The sequence below is a fragment of the Streptomyces nigrescens genome (assembly GCF_027626975.1).
Lineage (GTDB): Bacteria > Actinomycetota > Actinomycetes > Streptomycetales > Streptomycetaceae > Streptomyces > Streptomyces nigrescens.
Window position 1 is genome coordinate 2,006,458 of record NZ_CP114203.1, and the last position, 14,930, is coordinate 2,021,387.

The following is a 14,930-nucleotide window of genomic DNA, read 5'->3' on the forward strand; positions in this document are numbered from 1 at the left end:
GGCCCCCTTGCCCGATCACTTCACCTGACACCGTCGGAGAACACCTTGGCCGTGGAGAACGGGGAGCAGCGCACCGGCTCCCGTGTGCTGGCCGTGCTCCCGTACGCGGTCATGGCCGTGGTCACCACGGTCGATCTCACCGCGGGTCCGGGCGTCGGGTTCCTGCCCCTGGTGTCGCTGGGGCCGGCGTTCGCGGGGCTGGTCGGCGGCTGGCGGCGGACGGCCGTGGTCGGGCTGGCGGCGTTCGTGCTCTGCCTCGGCCTGGGGGTCTACAACGGTCTGTTCGAGAGCCGGCGGGGCCTGACCGCCCTGCTGTCGGTGGCCGGGGTGACCGCGGCCGGAGTGGTCGCCGCGGTGATGCGGCAGCGCCGTGAGGCGGAACTGGCCAGTGTCCGCTCGATCGCCGAGGTCGCCCAGCGGGTGCTGCTGCGCCCGGTGCCGCGCGGCGCGGGCCCGCTGCGGATCGCCGTCTCGTACACCTCGGCGGTGGCCGAGGCCCGGATAGGCGGTGATCTGTACGAGGTGGTGACCTCGCCCGCCGGAGTGCGGATCATCGTCGGTGATGTGCAGGGCAAGGGCCTGGAGGCCGTGGAGAGCGCGGCGGTGGTGCTGGGTGCGTTCCGGGAGGCGGCGCACGACGAACCGGATCTGCCGGCCGTCGGCGTACGGGTCGAGCGGGCGCTGAACCGCCATCTGTCCGGCGAACGGTTCGTCACGGCGGTGCTCGCCGAGATCGGTGACGGTCCGCGGGCCACCTTGCTGAACTTCGGCCATCCGGCGCCGCTGGTGGTCCGCCCCGACGGCACGGTCGGCTTCGCCGCACCGCCCGACCGCGCGCTGCCGCTCGGCCTCACCCTGCACGGCGCGGTGGCCCCGGTCCCCTACGACGTGCCGTTCACACCCGGCGACCAGATGCTCTTCTACACCGACGGCGTGACTGAGGCCCGCGATGCGGCCGACCGCTTCTACCCCCTCGACGAACGTGCCGCGCTGCTCAAGGACCCCGACCCGGAGGCCGCACTGCGCTCGGTGCGCGAGGACCTGGTCGAGCATGCCGAGGGACCGCTGCACGATGACGCGGCGATGCTGCTGGTGCGCTACCGGCAGGAGCCGGTGAACGGGCCTCAGGGCAGCGGCAGCCCCGCGTAGTTCTCCGCCAGCTCGGCGGCGGCGTGCGGCGAGCCGGCGATCCGGTCGAGCTGGGCGAGCTGCAGCCGGGTGTCGAACGGGCTCTGGTCCGGGGCGGTGTGCAGGGCCGTCGTCATGAAGTACGAGAAGTGTTCGGCCCGCCAGACCCGGCGCAGACAGGTGTCGGAGTAGGCGTCGAGCAGTTCGGTGGAGCCGGTGCGGTGCAACTGGTCGAGGGCGCGGGCCAGAACGGTGACATCGGCGACGGCCAGGTTGAGGCCCTTGGCCCCGGTGGGCGGCACGATATGTGCCGCGTCGCCGGCCAGGAGGACCCGCCCGTACCGCATCGGTTCGGTGACCGAACTCCGCATGGGGAGGACGGCCTTGGCGGTGAGCGGCCCGCGCGCCGGTTTCCAGGGGGTGTCGACCGCGCCGCGGGCTTCCAGTTCGTCCCAGATGCGGTCGTCGGGCCAGTCGGCCGGGTCGGTGCCGTTGGGGACCTGGAGGTAGAGCCGGCTGACGGTCGGCGTCCGCATGCTGAACAGCGCGAAGCCGCGTGCGGAGTGGGCGTAGACCAACTCGTCGTGGGAGGGCGGGACCTCGGCGAGCACACCGAGCCAGGAGTAGGGGTAGCTGCGTGTGTACGTACGGCGTGCGCTCTCCGGTAGCGCCTGCCGGGCCACACCGTGGAACCCGTCGCAGCCCACGACGTAGTCACAGGTCAGGGTCTGCTCGCGGCCCCGGTGGCGATAGCGGATGCCGGGCCGGCCGGTGTCCGCGCCGGTCACCGCGAGCGCCTGCGCCCCGAACAGCAGCGGTGCCCCGTCCGTGAGTTGCAGCGCGATCAGGTCCTTCACCACTTCCGTCTGGGCGTAGACCATCACCCGGCGGCCGCCGGTCAGCGCGGGGAGGTCGAGGCGGTGGGCGCGCCGGTTCCAGCGCAGCTCGATGCCGTCGTGGACCAGGCCCTCGCGGTCCATCCGCTCCCCCGCCCCGCAGGCGCGCAGCACCTCGACGGTGCCCTGTTCCAGGATGCCCGCGCGCTGGCGCCGTTCGACGTAGGCGCGGTCCCGGCTCTCCAGGACGACGCAGTCGATGCCGGAGCGGTGGAGCAGCCGCGCGAGCAGCAGCCCGGCCGGGCCGCCGCCGATGATGCCGACGGTGGTGTGGCGGGGGTGGGTCACTGGGCTGTTCCTTCCGCGGGGTGCGGTGCGGGTGTGCCGACGGCGGTGGCCACGGGGCCGTTGTCCGGGTGTGCGGCGAGGTGGTCGAGGAGGGCGGCCAGCACCGGGGCGGGGCGTTCCACGTTGGCGAGGTGGGCGGCGCCGGACAGTTCGAGCAGGCCGGCGTCCGCGATGCCGTCGGCGAGTTCGCGGGCGTGGGCGGGTGGGGTGGCCGGGTCGGCGAGGCCCGCGACGACGAGTGTGGGGGCGGTGATCCGGGCCAGGTCTGCGCGCAGATCGAAGGCGGCGAGGGCGTCGCAGCAGGCCGCGTAGCCCGCGGGCGCCACCGACCGGCGCACTGCGTCGAGGAGCGCCGTGGCCTGCGGGGAGCTGACGAAGGCCGGGGTGAACCAGCGGCTCGCGGCGGCCTCGGCGATCGGGGCGAGGCCCGCTTCCCGTACCAGCGCGGCCCGGTCCTGCCAGCCCGCCGGCTCGCCGAACCGTGCGGAGGAGCAGATCAGGGCGAGCGAGGCGATCCGCTCAGGGTGGTGGGCGGCGAGCCAGGCCCCGACGGCGCCGCCGAGCGAGATCCCGGCGTAGGCGAACCGGTCGACACCGAGGGAGTCGGCGAGGCCGAGAACCAGTCGGGCCAGGCCGGGGACGGTGGTGGTGGGGGCGGGCCCCCCGTGGTCGCCCAGCACCCCGATGGGGGTGCCGCCGTGGCCGGGGAGGTCCCAGCGGATGACGCAGTGGTGCCGTGCCAGGGAGGGGAGTTGGGGGTCCCAGACGGCAAGCGAGGCACCGAGCGAGGGGCCCAGGAGGAGCGGCGGGGCGTCTTCGGGACCGTCCACGGTGTGGTGCGGGAGCGGGGTGGCGGGCGGGTGGGTCATGGCAACTCCTGTGCGGGGTGCTCGGGGCGTTCCAGTGCCCGGTCCACGAGGGCGCCGGCGGAGCCCAAGTATCCGGTGGGGTCGAGGAGTTGACGCAGGCGGGAAGGGGACAGGGCCGGGACTCCCCGTGGGGCGGGCGGGCCGTCGGACGGGGCGGGCCGGTCCTCGCACGGGGCCGTGGGCAGTGCCCCGCACGGGGCCATGGGCAGTGCCTCGTCCAGCGTCTCGTCCAGCGCCGCGGGCAGTTCGATGTCCCGCTCCGCGGTGCGCCGGGCCGCCGTGTCCAGGATGCGGCGGGCCTCGGCGCGGCCGGTCAGGGCCGTGAGGGCGGCGACCAGGCGTTCGGTGACGACCAGACCACCGGTCGCGTCGAGATTCTGCCGCATACGGCGCGGATGGACCCGTAGGTGCGCGGTGAGTTCGGCGGCGTCCCGGGCCGCGCCGCCGGTCAGCCGCAGGGCGTCCCGCAGCGGCTGCCATTCGGCGTGCCAGGCGCCGGCCGGGCGTTCGTCCTCGGCGGCCAGCGACCCGTACAGCACCGCGGCGAGGCCCGGGACCTGCCGGGCGGCGGCCGCGATCAGCGTGGCGCGCACCGGGTTGGTCTTGTGCGGCATGGCGGAGGAGCCGCCGCCGCTGCCCTCGGTGAGCTCGCCGAGCTCCGTGCGGGAGAGGGTGAGGACATCGGCGGCCAGCTTGCCGAGGGCGCCCGCGGTGAAGGCCAGCGCACCGGCGAGATCGGCGACCGGGGTGCGCAGGGTGTGCCAGGGCAGGGCCGGTGCGGCGAGTCCGGTCTCGGCGGCGTAGCGGGCGAGGAGCCTGCTCCCCAGGTCGGGAGCGGGGGGCGGCCCGTCCTCGGCCTCCGCGTACGCGTGGAAGGCCGCGAGGGTGCCGGCCGCGCCGCCGAGTTGCACCGGCAGTGCGGCCCGTACGGACGCCAGCCGGTCATGGGCGTCGAGCACGAGGCTGCGCCAGCCCGCCGCCTTGAGGCCGAAGGTGGTCGGCACCGCGTGCTGGGTGAGGGTGCGGCCCGCCATAGGGGTGTCGCGGTGCTCCGCGGCGGTACGGCGCAGCGCGGCGGCGGTGCGGGCGAGGTCCGGCAGGACGGTGTCCAGGGCGCGGGCGCAGACCAGCATCGTGGCGGTGTCCAGGATGTCCTGGCTGGTGGCGCCCCGGTGGACGTAGGCGGCGGCCCCGGGGTCGCGGTCGGCGACCGCGGCCGTCAGATCGGCGACGAGCGGGACCACGGGGTTGCCCGCGGTGCGGGCGCGCAGCGCGAGGGTACGGGCGTCGTGGCGGTGGGGCTCGGCGGCCGCGGCGGTGACGGCGGCGGCCGCCGACCGCGGTGCGAGCCCCAGGGCGGCCTGGGCGCGGGTCAGCGCGGCCTCGGCGTCGAGCAGGGCACGCAGATACCCGGCGTCACCGGTGAGGCCGGCCACGGCGGAGCCGGCCCAGGACGGCGCCAGCAGCCCCAAGTCGGCGGATTCGTCGCCTTGTTGGGGATGCTCGGTCCACGGCAGCTCATCGGAAGGCAAGGAAGACCGTCTCCTCGTGTGTGCCGTCCTCCGCTCGCTGCAGCCGGATGTCGAAGCGGTACCGGCCGGGGCCGTCGGGGCGGGCGAGCAGGGTGTCCGCGCGGTCCGCGGGCAGTTGCGCGAGCAGCGGGTCGGTGGCGCGGGCCGTCGGGTGCCCGGGGAAGTAGACGCGGGTGAACAGGTGGTGGAGCAGTCCGCGGGCGAAGAGGCACACGGAGAGGTACGGCGCGGCGTCCGGGCGCCCGGCGGGGGCGGTGGCCGGCAGGGTGCGGACGGCATAGCGTCCGTCGGCGTCGGTGGGGACCCGGCCGAAGCCGGTGAAGTCCACACCGCTGCGGCCGAGGAGCGCGCCGGTGGCCGGGTCCCGGCGCAGCGAACCGGGCGCGCCCGTGCGGCTGCCGTCCGGGGCCGCCTGCCAGAACTCCAGCAGCGCGTCCGGCACCGGCTCGCCGGCGCCGTCCCGTACACAGCCGTGCACGGTGACCGTTTCGGGGTGGCCTGCCGGGGCGAGCTGCGCGCCGTCCGGGAACGGGAGGGCGTAGCCGTAGAACGGCCCGATGGTCTGTGCGGGGGTCGGGGCGAGCGGCCCGGACGGCGTACCGGCCGCGGCGCCGGACCGGTCGGGGCGGGGGGTGGCGCGGGGCATCAGCGGCCTTCCTCGATCCAGGTGGCGGACGGGCCGTCCAGGACCACGTCCCAGCGGTAGCCCAAGGACCGTTCGGGGACGTTCAGTTCGTGATCGTAGGCGGCCACCAGACGGGCGCGCGCGGCGGGATCGGTGACCGAGCCGAGGATCGGGTCGTAGGGGAAGAGCGGATCGCCGGGGAAGTACATCTGGGTGATCAGCCGCTGGGTGAAGGCCGATCCGAAGAACGAGAAGTGGATATGGGCCGGGCGCCAGGCGTTGTGGTGGTTGCGCCACGGGTAGGCGCCGGGCTTGATGGTGGTGAAGGCGTACCGGCCCGCGTCGTCGGTCAGACAGCGGCCGACTCCGGTGAAGTGGGGGTCGAGCGGGGCCGGGTGCCGGTCCCGCCGGTGGGCGTAGCGGCCGGCGGCGTTGGCCTGCCAGATCTCGACGAGCTGACCGCGTACGGGGCGGCCGGTGCGGTCCAGGACGCGGCCGGTGACGGTGATGCGTTCGCCGAGCGGTTCGCCGGTGTGCTGCCGGGTGAGGTCGGCGTCCAGGTCGCTGACGTCCGTGACACCGAAGGCGGGCCCGCCGAGCTCCACGGCCTCCGGGTCGGCGCGGTGGTCGATCTCGACGGGCGGGCGGCGGGGGTGGCGCGCGGTGGTGCTGCGGTAGGGGGCGAAGTCCCTGGCGGGGTGGTCCGGGGCCGGTGCGCCCGCCTCCCGGTCCCGTTCCGCGGCGGTGTGCCGGGCGGCGATCTCGCGGCTGATGTCGGCCTGGCCGGGGAGCGGCGGGGCGCCGGGCGCGGGGCGGTGCGGGGGCGCGGCAACCGACGGAGACGCCGGGACAGGAGCGTCGTCGGACGGGGTGGGCGGGGTCAGGGCCATGGGCGGTATCTCCCTGCGGTGGGGGCGCGGTGCGGGTCCGGTGGGGCGGGCGGACGCGGGCCGCGGGGTGGCGGGACGTGGGCGGGGCGGGGGCGGTCGCGGCGGTCTCGGGGCGTGGGCGCTCCGACGACGTGGAGATGCCCCGTAGGCGGCCGATGAGCATCAGGCGTCGTTACGGGAGCGGAGGGAGGGGGCCGCCCGTAGGAGCTCGGGGGCTGTCGACCGTACGGGTCACCGGGGTCTCGACCCTGCGGGATTCAAGGGCCTCGCCCGCACGGATCCCGGGGGCCTCCCTGGGCGACTGTCCGTCCGAGGCCGCCGCCTTCAGGGCCCGCAGCGCGGCGAGTTCGGCGGCCGTGGGCGGGGCGGTGACGCCGATCCGGTCGGCCTCCTTGAGGTCCCAGCCGGTGGCCGCCCGGACCTGGTGGATCGTCACTCCCGGGTGGAGGTCGGTGAGGACGAGTTCCGCGGTGACCGGGTCGGGGCGCAGCACGCCGAGGTCGGTGATCACCGCGGCCGGACCGGCGCCGGGCAGTCCGAGCGCCGCCCGGTCCCCGGGGCCTGTGCCGTGGCCGAGGGTGGTCACGAAGTCCAGCGCACCGACGAAGCTGCGGGGGCTGTGCCGCAGGACCATCAGCACCTGCCCGCAGTTGGCGGCGATTTCGGGGGCGCCGCCCGCGCCGGGCAGCCGTCCCTCGGGCTTGCCGGGGCCGCGGTGGACGACGGTGGTGTTGATGTTGGCGAACCGGTCGACCTGCGCGGCGCCGAGGAAGCCGACGTCGATCCGCCCGCCCTGCAGCCAGTAGTTGAACATCTCCGGCACCGACACCACCGAGTCCGCGGTGTCGGCCAGTTCGCCGTCCCCGATGGACAGCGGCAGCTGGGTCGGCTTGGAGCCCAGGGTGCCGGACTCGTAGACGAGCACCAGGTCCGGATTGACCGTACGGCGGGCGAGGTTGGCGGCCGTACTGGGCAGCCCGATCCCGACGAAGCAGGTCCGCGCACCCGCCAGCGCACGGGCGGCGTTGACCTCCATCAGCTCGTCGGGGGTCCAGTCGGGGGCGTCCTCGGGGCCGGAGCCGGAGGCGCGCCGCTCGGCCACGTCCTCCCCGGCCGCTCCCCGCACCGGAGGCCCCTCCCCTCCCTGCACACGCTCCCCCCGCACGCACTCCGCCAGCCACCGCCCGAACGCCGCCCGGTCCCGTGAAATGCCGTCCCACTCCCGGTAGTAGGCGTTGTCACGGACCGAATAGCCGGCCGCGTACGACGGATGGGCGCCGCCGGGGACGGGCGCGACCGCGTCGACGACCCAGGTGGGCAGGACGACCGCACCGGGGCGCGGCTCCAGCGTTTCGACGATCTCCTCGACGGTGACCAGTACGCGCCGGGCGGCGAGCGCCGCCTCCTTCTGCACCCCGGTCAGGCCCCACAGCTGGACGTTGCCGGCCCGGTCGGCCTGCTGCGCATGGATGACCGTGACATCCGGGTTGAGGGCGGCGACGGCGGCCAGCTCCTCGCCGGTGAAGGGGCAGACGACGGTGGAGACCGTGGGCGTACGGGCCGGGATGTCGCTGCCGCGGTAGCCGCGGAGCACCGCGAAGGGGAGCCGGGCCGCGCCCGCGGCATAGCGGTTGGCCATCCCGGCGTGGCTGTGCTCGTCGATCTTCAGCGGGGCGGGCCAGCCGTGCTCGACCGCGTCCCGGAAGCGGTGCAGCGAACCGACGCCCGGATTGCCGCCCCAGGAGAACACCAGCTTCCGGGCCGCGCCCGCGCCGATCAGCTGGTCGTAGACCACGTCGGGGGTCATCCGGGCGAGCGTGAGGTCCTTGATGCCCTGGCGGATGATCTCGTGCGCGGCGGCGAACGGGATGAGGTGGGTGAACCCCTCCAGCGCCACGGTGTCGCCGTCATGGATCAGCTCCGCGACGGCCTCGTGCAGGGAACGGATGTCGGCCATGTCCTCACCCTCGGGTCGTACCGGAGCGTGGCCCCAGGGGCCGCCCCGCACCAGGTTGTTCGCACAGTGAACTTAAGTTCATAATGACGCCGCCTTGAGTTTGGCCCCGGTCCCCGGCCCTGTCAACGGTCCGCCGGGTACGGTTCCGACGAGATCGACGCACCAGGGAGAGGCCATGACCCACCCCGCCGCCACCGCCCCGTCAGCGCCGCCGCCACCGGAGGCGGTGGGGCCGCTGATCCGCAGCGTGTCCGTGCTGCGGGAGCTGGCGGCCGGCGGCGGCCGGCGGTCCGTCGGCGATCTGGTGCGCGGCACCGGCCTCGCCCGTTCGACCGTGGACCGGGTGCTGAGCACCCTCGCCCGGCTCGGTTACGTACGGACCGAGGGCCGGGACGCGGTGCTCGCGCCGCGTCTGCTGGAGCTGGGCAACGCCTACCTCGCCGCCTCCGAACTCCCCGAACGGCTCGGCCCGCTCGCCGACCGGCTGGCCGATGAGCTGGACGAGTCGGTCTCGCTGGCGGTGCCGGACGGCGACGGGGTGCGCTTCGTCCACCAGGCGACCCGCCGCCGCGCCATGTCACTGGCCTTCCGCATCGGCGATCTGCTGCCCGCCGAGCGGGGCGCGCCGGGCGCGCTGTTCGCGGACGGGTGGGACGAGGCGGACTGGCGGCGCTGGCGGGCGCGCCGGGCGGCCGACCCGACGGACGCGGGCTTCCCGGCCGTCCCGCCGCGGCGCGCCGAGGACACCTCGGAGACCGGTTTCACCGCACGGGTGGCCGCCGCGCGCACCGCCGGCTGGTCGCTGGACGACCAGCTCATCGAGCCGGGGCTGGTGGCCGTGGCCATGCCGGTCCTCGACGCCGCCGGCCGCACGGTCTGTGCGCTCAGCGTCGTCAGCCACACCAGCCGGCTGAGCGCGGACGCGCTGCCCGGCGCGGTACTCCCCCGCCTCCGCGAGACGGTCTCCGCCATGGAGGACGCCCTGCGCGCGCCCCGGGCCGGCACCCCCTCCGCGACGGTTACCGGCCCGTCCCACGCCACCTGGATGCGCGCGTCCAAGCAGGAACTGGGCCCGGAATTCGTCGAATCGATGGCCCGCGGGCTGATCACCCTCACCGCCTTCGGCACCGGCCGCGCCGCGCTCCCGCTCACCGCCGTGGCGGAGGCCACCGGCCTGGCCCGCGCCACCGCCCGCCGGGCCCTGATCACCCTGGAGCACCTCGGCTACCTCACCGCCGACGGCAAATTCTTCCGCCTCACGCCGAAGGTGCTGGAGCTGGGCTTCGCCCACCTCTCGGGGCTCACCCTGCCCGACATCGCCCAGCCCCACCTCGCCTCACTGGTCGAGCGGGTGCACGACTCCGCCTCGATGGCGGTCCTCTCCGGCGACGACATCCAGTACGTCGCCCGGGTCCCCACCGTGCGCATCATGAGCGTCAACATCACGCTGGGCACCCGTTTTCCGGCGTATGCGACCTCCATGGGCCGGGTGCTGCTCGCCGGACTGCCCCCGGCCGAACGCTCCGCACGGCTGGCGCGCACACGGCCGGAGCCGCTCACCCGCCAGACCGTGACCGACCCGGAACGGCTTCTGGCCCTCCTGGAAGAGGTCCGCTCCGCCGGTCACTCCCTGGTCGACGAGGAACTGGAGGAGGGCCTCCGCTCCCTCGCCGTCCCCGTCCACGACCGCACCGGCCAAGTCGTCGCCGCCGTCAACGTCTCCACCCACGCGGCCCGTTGCACCCCCGACGAGGCCCGCGAGGCCCTCCTCCCCGCGCTGCGCACCGCCGCCGCCGAGATCGAGGCCGACCTGGGTGTGGCGGGGCGGTACGCGCGGATTCCGGTGCGGTGACCGGCCCGGTCCTCCTCCCCTACGGGGTCTCCTGAGGGAGCATCAGCGCCGATCCCGAGTGCAGTGTGAGGTGGACCGGCAGGAAGCGGGTGGCCTCGGCCGACGGTTCGCCGGTGCCGGGGTTGCGGGCGTAGCGCGGATGGGCGCCTGCGCTGACCTGGAGGCGTATCCGGTGACCCGCGGCGAAGCGGTGGGCGGTGGCCTTCATCGCCACGGTGACCTCCGAGGGGGCCTGCCCGGTGGTCCGCAGCCGCACCAGCCCGTCGCACAGATTGGTGGACCGGTTCTCGGGGTCCACGTCGCAGAGGCGGGCGAAGACGTCGGCGTGGCCGGTGTCCGTGGAGATCCGCAGCCGCGCGGAGACCGGGCCGAGGATGTCGACGGGCTCGGTCAGCGGCGGGCCGGTGAACGTCAGCACGTCCTCCCGCGCTTCCCGGGCGCTGTTGTCGCGGGGACCGGCGCTCCGGGAGAGCAGCGGCCCGCCCACGGACGGGGCGGGGTCGGCCGGGTCGTGGCGGAAGGACGCCAACGGGCCGGATTCCACCGGGTCCTGCCGGCTGAGTGTCCCGTTCTCCGCGGGGAACCAGGCCGTGGTGGCGGGGGCCGGCGGCCAGTCGTCGAGGTCCCGCCAGACGTCCTCGCCGCCGACGTGGACGCGTACGGGGGTGGGGCGGAGGCCGGTGCGGTCGCCGCACAGGTGCGCGCGCAGCCAGGCGAGGCTCTCGGAGAAGACCTCGGGCCAGCCCTGTTGCAGCGCGGAGGTGTGTGTCCAGGGGCCGACGAGCAGGGAGGACTCACCTCCGGCCCGGCGCAGCCGCGCGAACTGCCGGAGGTTCTGGTCGGCCAGCACATCGTGCCACCCGGTGATCACGCTGGTGGGCACGGCCGCTTGCTCGGCCGCCGCGGCCATGGACGCACCGTGCCAGTACGGGTCGTCGGCGTCCGGATGGGTCATCACCTCGTCCAGCCACGGCACTTCACCTAGGGCGGACTCATACGCCCCGCGCAGCGGCCGCGCGCCGGTGATCTCGCGCAGCCGGCGCTGCAGCCGCAGCGTCGACCGTACGAAGGGCATCAGCCCCCGGTGCTGGTACGTCATGCCGGCGCCGACGGCGAGGGCGTTCTCCAGGAGCAGCGCACCACCCTCGTAGAAGAGGGCATGGGGGTCGTCCAGACCGACCTGCACCACCATCGCCTTGAGCTCCGGCGGCGGGTCCAGGGCGAGCGCCCATTGCACATAGCCCAGGTAGCTGGGGCCGATCGTGCCCAGCGTGCCGGTGAACCAGGGCTGCTCGCGCAGCCAGGACACGGCGGCCTGCCCGTCGGCGGCCTCGTTTCGCCACAGGTCGAACCGCCCGCCCGAGCCGCCGGTGCCACGGCAGCTCTGCAGGACCACATGGAAGCCCTGTTCGGCGAAGAGGATGCCGTACAGGGGTGACCACGGCACCCCCCGGCCGTAGGGCGAGCGCACGAGAAGCGTGGGGAAGTCGCCCTTCGTTCGGGGGAAGTAGTGGTCCGTACGCAGGGGACTGCCGTCAGCGGCCGGCACCACGAGCCCCGGCTCCCAGCCGACGTCGTGCTGCTTGGCCGGGAGTCCGCGCCATGTCGCCCGCATCATCCGCGAGGCCAACGGCGGCTTCCCGGACGGCGCGACCCAGCCGGAACGCGGTACGACGTCGTGCGTGTGCGGCGTCATCGTCTTCCCCTCCACTCATTCCCGTACGTTGCACGAGAATAGCGGACGCCGGGCCGCTCCTCACAACTCCGGGCGTCGGAGCGGGACATGAGGATGTTGACGAGGGCGCGCGCACCGGCGACCGGTGCGGGGCGCCCGGGGTCAGTCCAGGTCGTAGTGGAAGGTGTAGGGGAAGGAGGAGGCGCCGGGACCGGTGGTGAAACTGCCGCTTCCGCGCAGCCCGGTCAGCTCCCCGGTGCCGCTTCCTGGCACGACCTCGAAGGTGCAGCGCACGGAGCCGTCGGCACCGAACGAGCCGCGTTCCTCGACGACGAAGCCGCCTTCCCGACCGTCGAGCCGCCCGGCCAGCCTCTCCATACCGGTGAAGGTGCCGGTCTTCTCCGTGATGTAGACGATGCTGTATTCGCAGGTGGTATCGACGGCCTCGATGCCGCCGGAGAAGGTGTTGGTGACGGAGGCGTGGGCGAGCCTCGGGCTCGCTTCGCTCGAACCGACCGCCCTCTCCTCCCAGTTGGCGTAGCTGAAACGGCCGGTGGTCTGCACAGGCATGGAAGTCCTCTCGGTCGGCCGCACGGGGTCGTACGTGCGGTGCGTGACCAGCCTGAGGGCCGTACCTGACACCTCCTGTCAGGTACGCGGGACAATCTCCGTATGCGTGCCGACCGACTTCTCTCCCTGCTCCTGCTGCTCCAGAACCGCGGGCGGATGACCGCTCCCGAACTCGCGGCGGAACTGGAGGTGTCGGTCCGTACGGTCCACCGGGACATCGAGGCGCTCCTCGCGTCGGGAGTTCCCGTCCGCGCCGACCGCGGTCCCGCCGGCGGCTACCGCCTGATGGACGGATACCGCACCCGGCTGACCGGGCTCACCGACGCCGAGGCCGCCGCGCTCTTCCTCGCCGGGGCGCCCGGGCCGGCGAAAGACCTGGGCCTGGGCGCGGTGCTGGCGACCGCGCAGCTGAAGGTGCAGGCCGCTCTCCCGGCCGAACTGGCCGAGCGCACCCGCCGCATACAGGACCGGTTCCACCTGGACGCGCCGGCCTGGTTCCGGGACGCCGATCCGGCGCCGTATCTGGCGTCGGTCGCGCAAGCGGTGTGGGAGCAGCGGACGCTCCGTGTGCACTACCGGCGCTGGAGCGGTGAAATCCACCGGGAACTCCATCCGCTCGGTCTCGTCCTCAAGGGCGGCCTCTGGTACCTGGTGGCGCTCGCGGACGGGGCCGTACGGACCTATCGGATGGCGCGGTTCCTGGCCGTGGACCTCACCGAAGAGCACTTCGAGCGACCGGCCGGATTCGCCCTGGCCGCCTACTGGGAGGAGGCTGCCCGCCGCCTGGAGGCCACGCTGCAGCAGGGAACCGCGCAACTGCGGATCTCACCCCTGGCGCAGCGCCTGCTGCCGGTGCAGTTCGGTGCTGCGGGCGCACACGCCCTGGAGAGTGCCGGGCCGCCGGACCACGAGGGCTGGGTGCGGGTGGAGCTGCCGGTCGAGGCGCCCGCCGTGGCGGTCAGTGACCTGCTCAGGCTCGGCACGGAGGCAGAGGTGCTCGGCCCCTCCGCACTGCGGCAAGCCCTCGCCCGGGCCGTGGCCGTACTCGCGGACCGCTACGCGACGGCGCCCTGAACCCGCCCTGGGCGCTGCCCTCTTGGTCGTGTCAGCGGCGCCGGCATCGCGGACCGGATCGCGGACCGGCACACGGACCCGGCGCGGGCTCCCGCTCACGGCTCCGCGCCGGCCGTCTCCGGCAGCGAGGCCGTTGCCGGTCGGCGGCCGAGGCGGCGGGCCAGCGGTACCGAACCGATGGCGAGTGCGCCCAGCAGGCCGGCCAATGCGAAGGCGGTGAAGCCGAGTTGGTCGTTGGCGGTGGCGGCGAGGGTGCCGCCGAGCCAGGGGCCGGCCACCGCGCCGGTGCGGCCGATGCCGGTGACCCAGCCGAGGCCGGTGGCCCGTTCGGCGGCCGGATAGACGCGGTTGGCCGCCGCGTACACCATCACCTGCGCGCTGAAGAGCCAGACACCGGTGGCCGCGACCACCACATACGTGACGCCGAGCGGCAGCCGCGCCCCGAGGAGCAGTGCGCCGGCGGCGGTCAGCAGGAACCAGAGGGCGGAGACCCTGACCGGGCCGTAGCGGTCGGCGATGCGGCCCGCGATCAGCATGCCGGCGATCCCGCCCGCGTTGATGATGAGCAGGAAGCTGACCGAGGACGTGAGGCCGTACCCGGAGGCGCGCATCATCTGCGGCAGCCAGGTGCTGACGCCGTAGACCAGGAGAAGTCCGCAGAACGAGGCGAGCCACAGCAGCGGGGTGGCCAGACGGACGCCGGGGCGGAAGAGGGCGAGGACCGCGGCGAGGCGGCCCTTGGCCCCCTGGGCCGGTGCGTCGGCGGAGGCCGGGCGGGCCATGCCGTAGCGGTCGGCGACCGCTTCGGCCTCGGCGGTGCGGCCCTTGGCGAGCAGCACACCGGGCGACTCCGGCAGCAGGCGCAGCAGCAGCGGGGCGGCGACGACCGCGGGCAGCACGCCCGCCCAGAACACCCAGCGCCAGCCCAGCGCGGGGGCGAGCGTCAGGCCCAGGCCCGTCGCGAACATGCCGCCCGCGTGGTACGAGGTCATCAGCAGGCCGGTGGCGAGGGCGGCCCGGCGGGGCGGCGCGAACTCCATCACCATCGAGAGGCAGAGGGGCATCAGACCGCCGAGTCCCAGACCGGCGAAGAAGCGTCCGGCGCCGAACGGTCCCGGGGCGCCGGCGAGCGCGCAGACCGCCGACCCGGCGGAGAACACCAGCACGCTGACGACGAGGACGGGGCGGCGGCCGAGCCAGTCGGTGAGGGTGCCGGTGCCGAGCGCGCCGATCAGCATGCCGAAGGTGGTCCAGCTGCCGATCGCGCCGGCCGCTCCGGGGGTGAGGCCGAGGCCGGGGTCGTCGAGCATGTGCGGCATGACGGCGCCGTAGACGTTGACGTCCATCCCGTCGAAGAAGACGGCGAGCCAGCACAGCGCCAGGACGGGCGCGACGGAACGGAAGGTGTGACGGCGGCCGGTGGAGGGCGGAGGACCGGTGCGGGACATGCCGGTGGGAGACATGGGACCTCGGATTCACGGATCACGGTTCGCGGATCACGGTGCGCGATGCGCCATCAGTGGCGCGGGTTCGCCGGCTTACTGGTTCGCCTGGTGAACTTTCGTTCGCCGAAC

General features: G+C 74.5%; 11 protein-coding genes and 2 pseudogenes. 3 read left to right on the forward strand and 10 right to left on the reverse strand.

The window, feature by feature from the left end; genetic code table 11:
• Positions 1–111 precede the first annotated feature (111 nt).
• A complete protein-coding gene (locus tag STRNI_RS09055; RefSeq protein WP_277615482.1) occupies positions 112–1,149 on the forward strand; it encodes a PP2C family protein-serine/threonine phosphatase in 1,038 nt (345 codons plus the stop codon).
• On the opposite strand, the gene STRNI_RS09060 is transcribed toward STRNI_RS09055, so the two are convergent.
• The 7 genes and pseudogenes from STRNI_RS09060 to STRNI_RS09090 form a co-directional block, all read right to left on the reverse strand.
• Positions 1,125–2,312, reverse strand: a complete 1,188-nt coding sequence (locus tag STRNI_RS09060) for a 4-hydroxybenzoate 3-monooxygenase (protein WP_266443473.1) — start codon at positions 2,310–2,312, stop codon at positions 1,125–1,127. The two genes, STRNI_RS09055 and STRNI_RS09060, sit on opposite strands and share 25 nt — an antisense overlap.
• Positions 2,309–3,181, reverse strand: coding sequence for a 3-oxoadipate enol-lactonase (gene pcaD / locus STRNI_RS09065; RefSeq protein WP_274738690.1), 873 nt, complete (start codon positions 3,179–3,181; stop codon positions 2,309–2,311). Before pcaD ends, STRNI_RS09060 begins: the two co-directional genes overlap by 4 nt.
• Positions 3,178–4,713 carry a 3-carboxy-cis,cis-muconate cycloisomerase gene (pcaB, locus tag STRNI_RS09070; RefSeq protein WP_277410903.1) on the reverse strand — a complete coding sequence of 512 codons (1,536 nt, stop codon included), beginning with the start codon at positions 4,711–4,713 and terminating at the stop codon, positions 3,178–3,180. The genes pcaD and pcaB overlap by 4 nt, the downstream gene beginning before the upstream one ends.
• Entirely contained in the window at positions 4,700–5,359 is a 660-nt protein-coding gene (gene pcaG / locus STRNI_RS09075; RefSeq protein WP_277410904.1) for a protocatechuate 3,4-dioxygenase subunit alpha, read from the reverse strand. The genes pcaB and pcaG overlap by 14 nt, the downstream gene beginning before the upstream one ends.
• A complete protein-coding gene (gene pcaH / locus STRNI_RS09080) occupies positions 5,359–6,228 on the reverse strand; it encodes a protocatechuate 3,4-dioxygenase subunit beta (protein WP_159485512.1) in 870 nt (289 codons plus the stop codon). The genes pcaG and pcaH overlap by 1 nt, the downstream gene beginning before the upstream one ends.
• Before the next feature lie 310 nt (positions 6,229–6,538).
• Positions 6,539–7,264, reverse strand: a pseudogene (locus tag STRNI_RS09085) (CoA-transferase subunit beta); the annotation flags it as partial.
• A 120-nt stretch (positions 7,265–7,384) separates the two neighbouring features.
• Positions 7,385–8,185 (reverse strand): annotated as a pseudogene (locus tag STRNI_RS09090) (CoA transferase subunit A); the annotation flags it as partial.
• A 175-nt stretch (positions 8,186–8,360) separates the two neighbouring features.
• Here STRNI_RS09090 and STRNI_RS09095 point away from each other — a divergent pair.
• On the forward strand, positions 8,361–10,037 hold the full coding sequence (locus STRNI_RS09095; RefSeq protein WP_277410905.1) for an IclR family transcriptional regulator domain-containing protein: 1,677 nt from the start codon (positions 8,361–8,363) through the stop codon (positions 10,035–10,037).
• Between the two features lie 19 nt (positions 10,038–10,056).
• Here the strand turns inward: STRNI_RS09095 and STRNI_RS09100 are convergent, their stop codons facing one another.
• The gene (locus tag STRNI_RS09100; RefSeq protein WP_277410906.1) at positions 10,057–11,733 is read right to left on the reverse strand and encodes a CocE/NonD family hydrolase; all 1,677 of its coding nucleotides are present in this window, start codon (positions 11,731–11,733) and stop codon (positions 10,057–10,059) included.
• A 141-nt stretch (positions 11,734–11,874) separates the two neighbouring features.
• Positions 11,875–12,282 carry a DUF3224 domain-containing protein gene (locus STRNI_RS09105; protein WP_266443495.1) on the reverse strand — a complete coding sequence of 136 codons (408 nt, stop codon included), beginning with the start codon at positions 12,280–12,282 and terminating at the stop codon, positions 11,875–11,877.
• Between the two features lie 102 nt (positions 12,283–12,384).
• On the opposite strand from STRNI_RS09105, the gene STRNI_RS09110 reads away from it, so the two are divergent.
• Positions 12,385–13,356, forward strand: a complete 972-nt coding sequence (locus STRNI_RS09110) for a helix-turn-helix transcriptional regulator (RefSeq protein WP_277410907.1) — start codon at positions 12,385–12,387, stop codon at positions 13,354–13,356.
• A 95-nt stretch (positions 13,357–13,451) separates the two neighbouring features.
• Here the strand turns inward: STRNI_RS09110 and STRNI_RS09115 are convergent, their stop codons facing one another.
• The gene (locus STRNI_RS09115; protein WP_274738677.1) at positions 13,452–14,819 is read right to left on the reverse strand and encodes an MFS transporter; all 1,368 of its coding nucleotides are present in this window, start codon (positions 14,817–14,819) and stop codon (positions 13,452–13,454) included.
• Positions 14,820–14,930 lie beyond the last annotated feature (111 nt).

Bases quoted from the DNA above. Each gene is read 5' to 3' on its own strand.
- STRNI_RS09055 (WP_277615482.1), top strand. From the start codon at position 112: ATGGCCGTGGTCACCACGGTCGATCTCACCGCGGGTCCGGGCGTCGGG.
- pcaD (WP_274738690.1), bottom strand. From the start codon at position 3,181: ATGACCCACCCGCCCGCCACCCCGCTCCCGCACCACACCGTGGACGGT.
- pcaG (WP_277410904.1), bottom strand. From the start codon at position 5,359: ATGCCCCGCGCCACCCCCCGCCCCGACCGGTCCGGCGCCGCGGCCGGT.
- pcaH (WP_159485512.1), bottom strand. From the start codon at position 6,228: ATGGCCCTGACCCCGCCCACCCCGTCCGACGACGCTCCTGTCCCGGCG.
- STRNI_RS09095 (WP_277410905.1), top strand. From the start codon at position 8,361: ATGACCCACCCCGCCGCCACCGCCCCGTCAGCGCCGCCGCCACCGGAG.
- STRNI_RS09100 (WP_277410906.1), bottom strand. From the start codon at position 11,733: ATGACGCCGCACACGCACGACGTCGTACCGCGTTCCGGCTGGGTCGCG.
- STRNI_RS09105 (WP_266443495.1), bottom strand. From the start codon at position 12,282: ATGCCTGTGCAGACCACCGGCCGTTTCAGCTACGCCAACTGGGAGGAG.
- STRNI_RS09110 (WP_277410907.1), top strand. From the start codon at position 12,385: ATGCGTGCCGACCGACTTCTCTCCCTGCTCCTGCTGCTCCAGAACCGC.
- STRNI_RS09115 (WP_274738677.1), bottom strand. From the start codon at position 14,819: ATGTCTCCCACCGGCATGTCCCGCACCGGTCCTCCGCCCTCCACCGGC.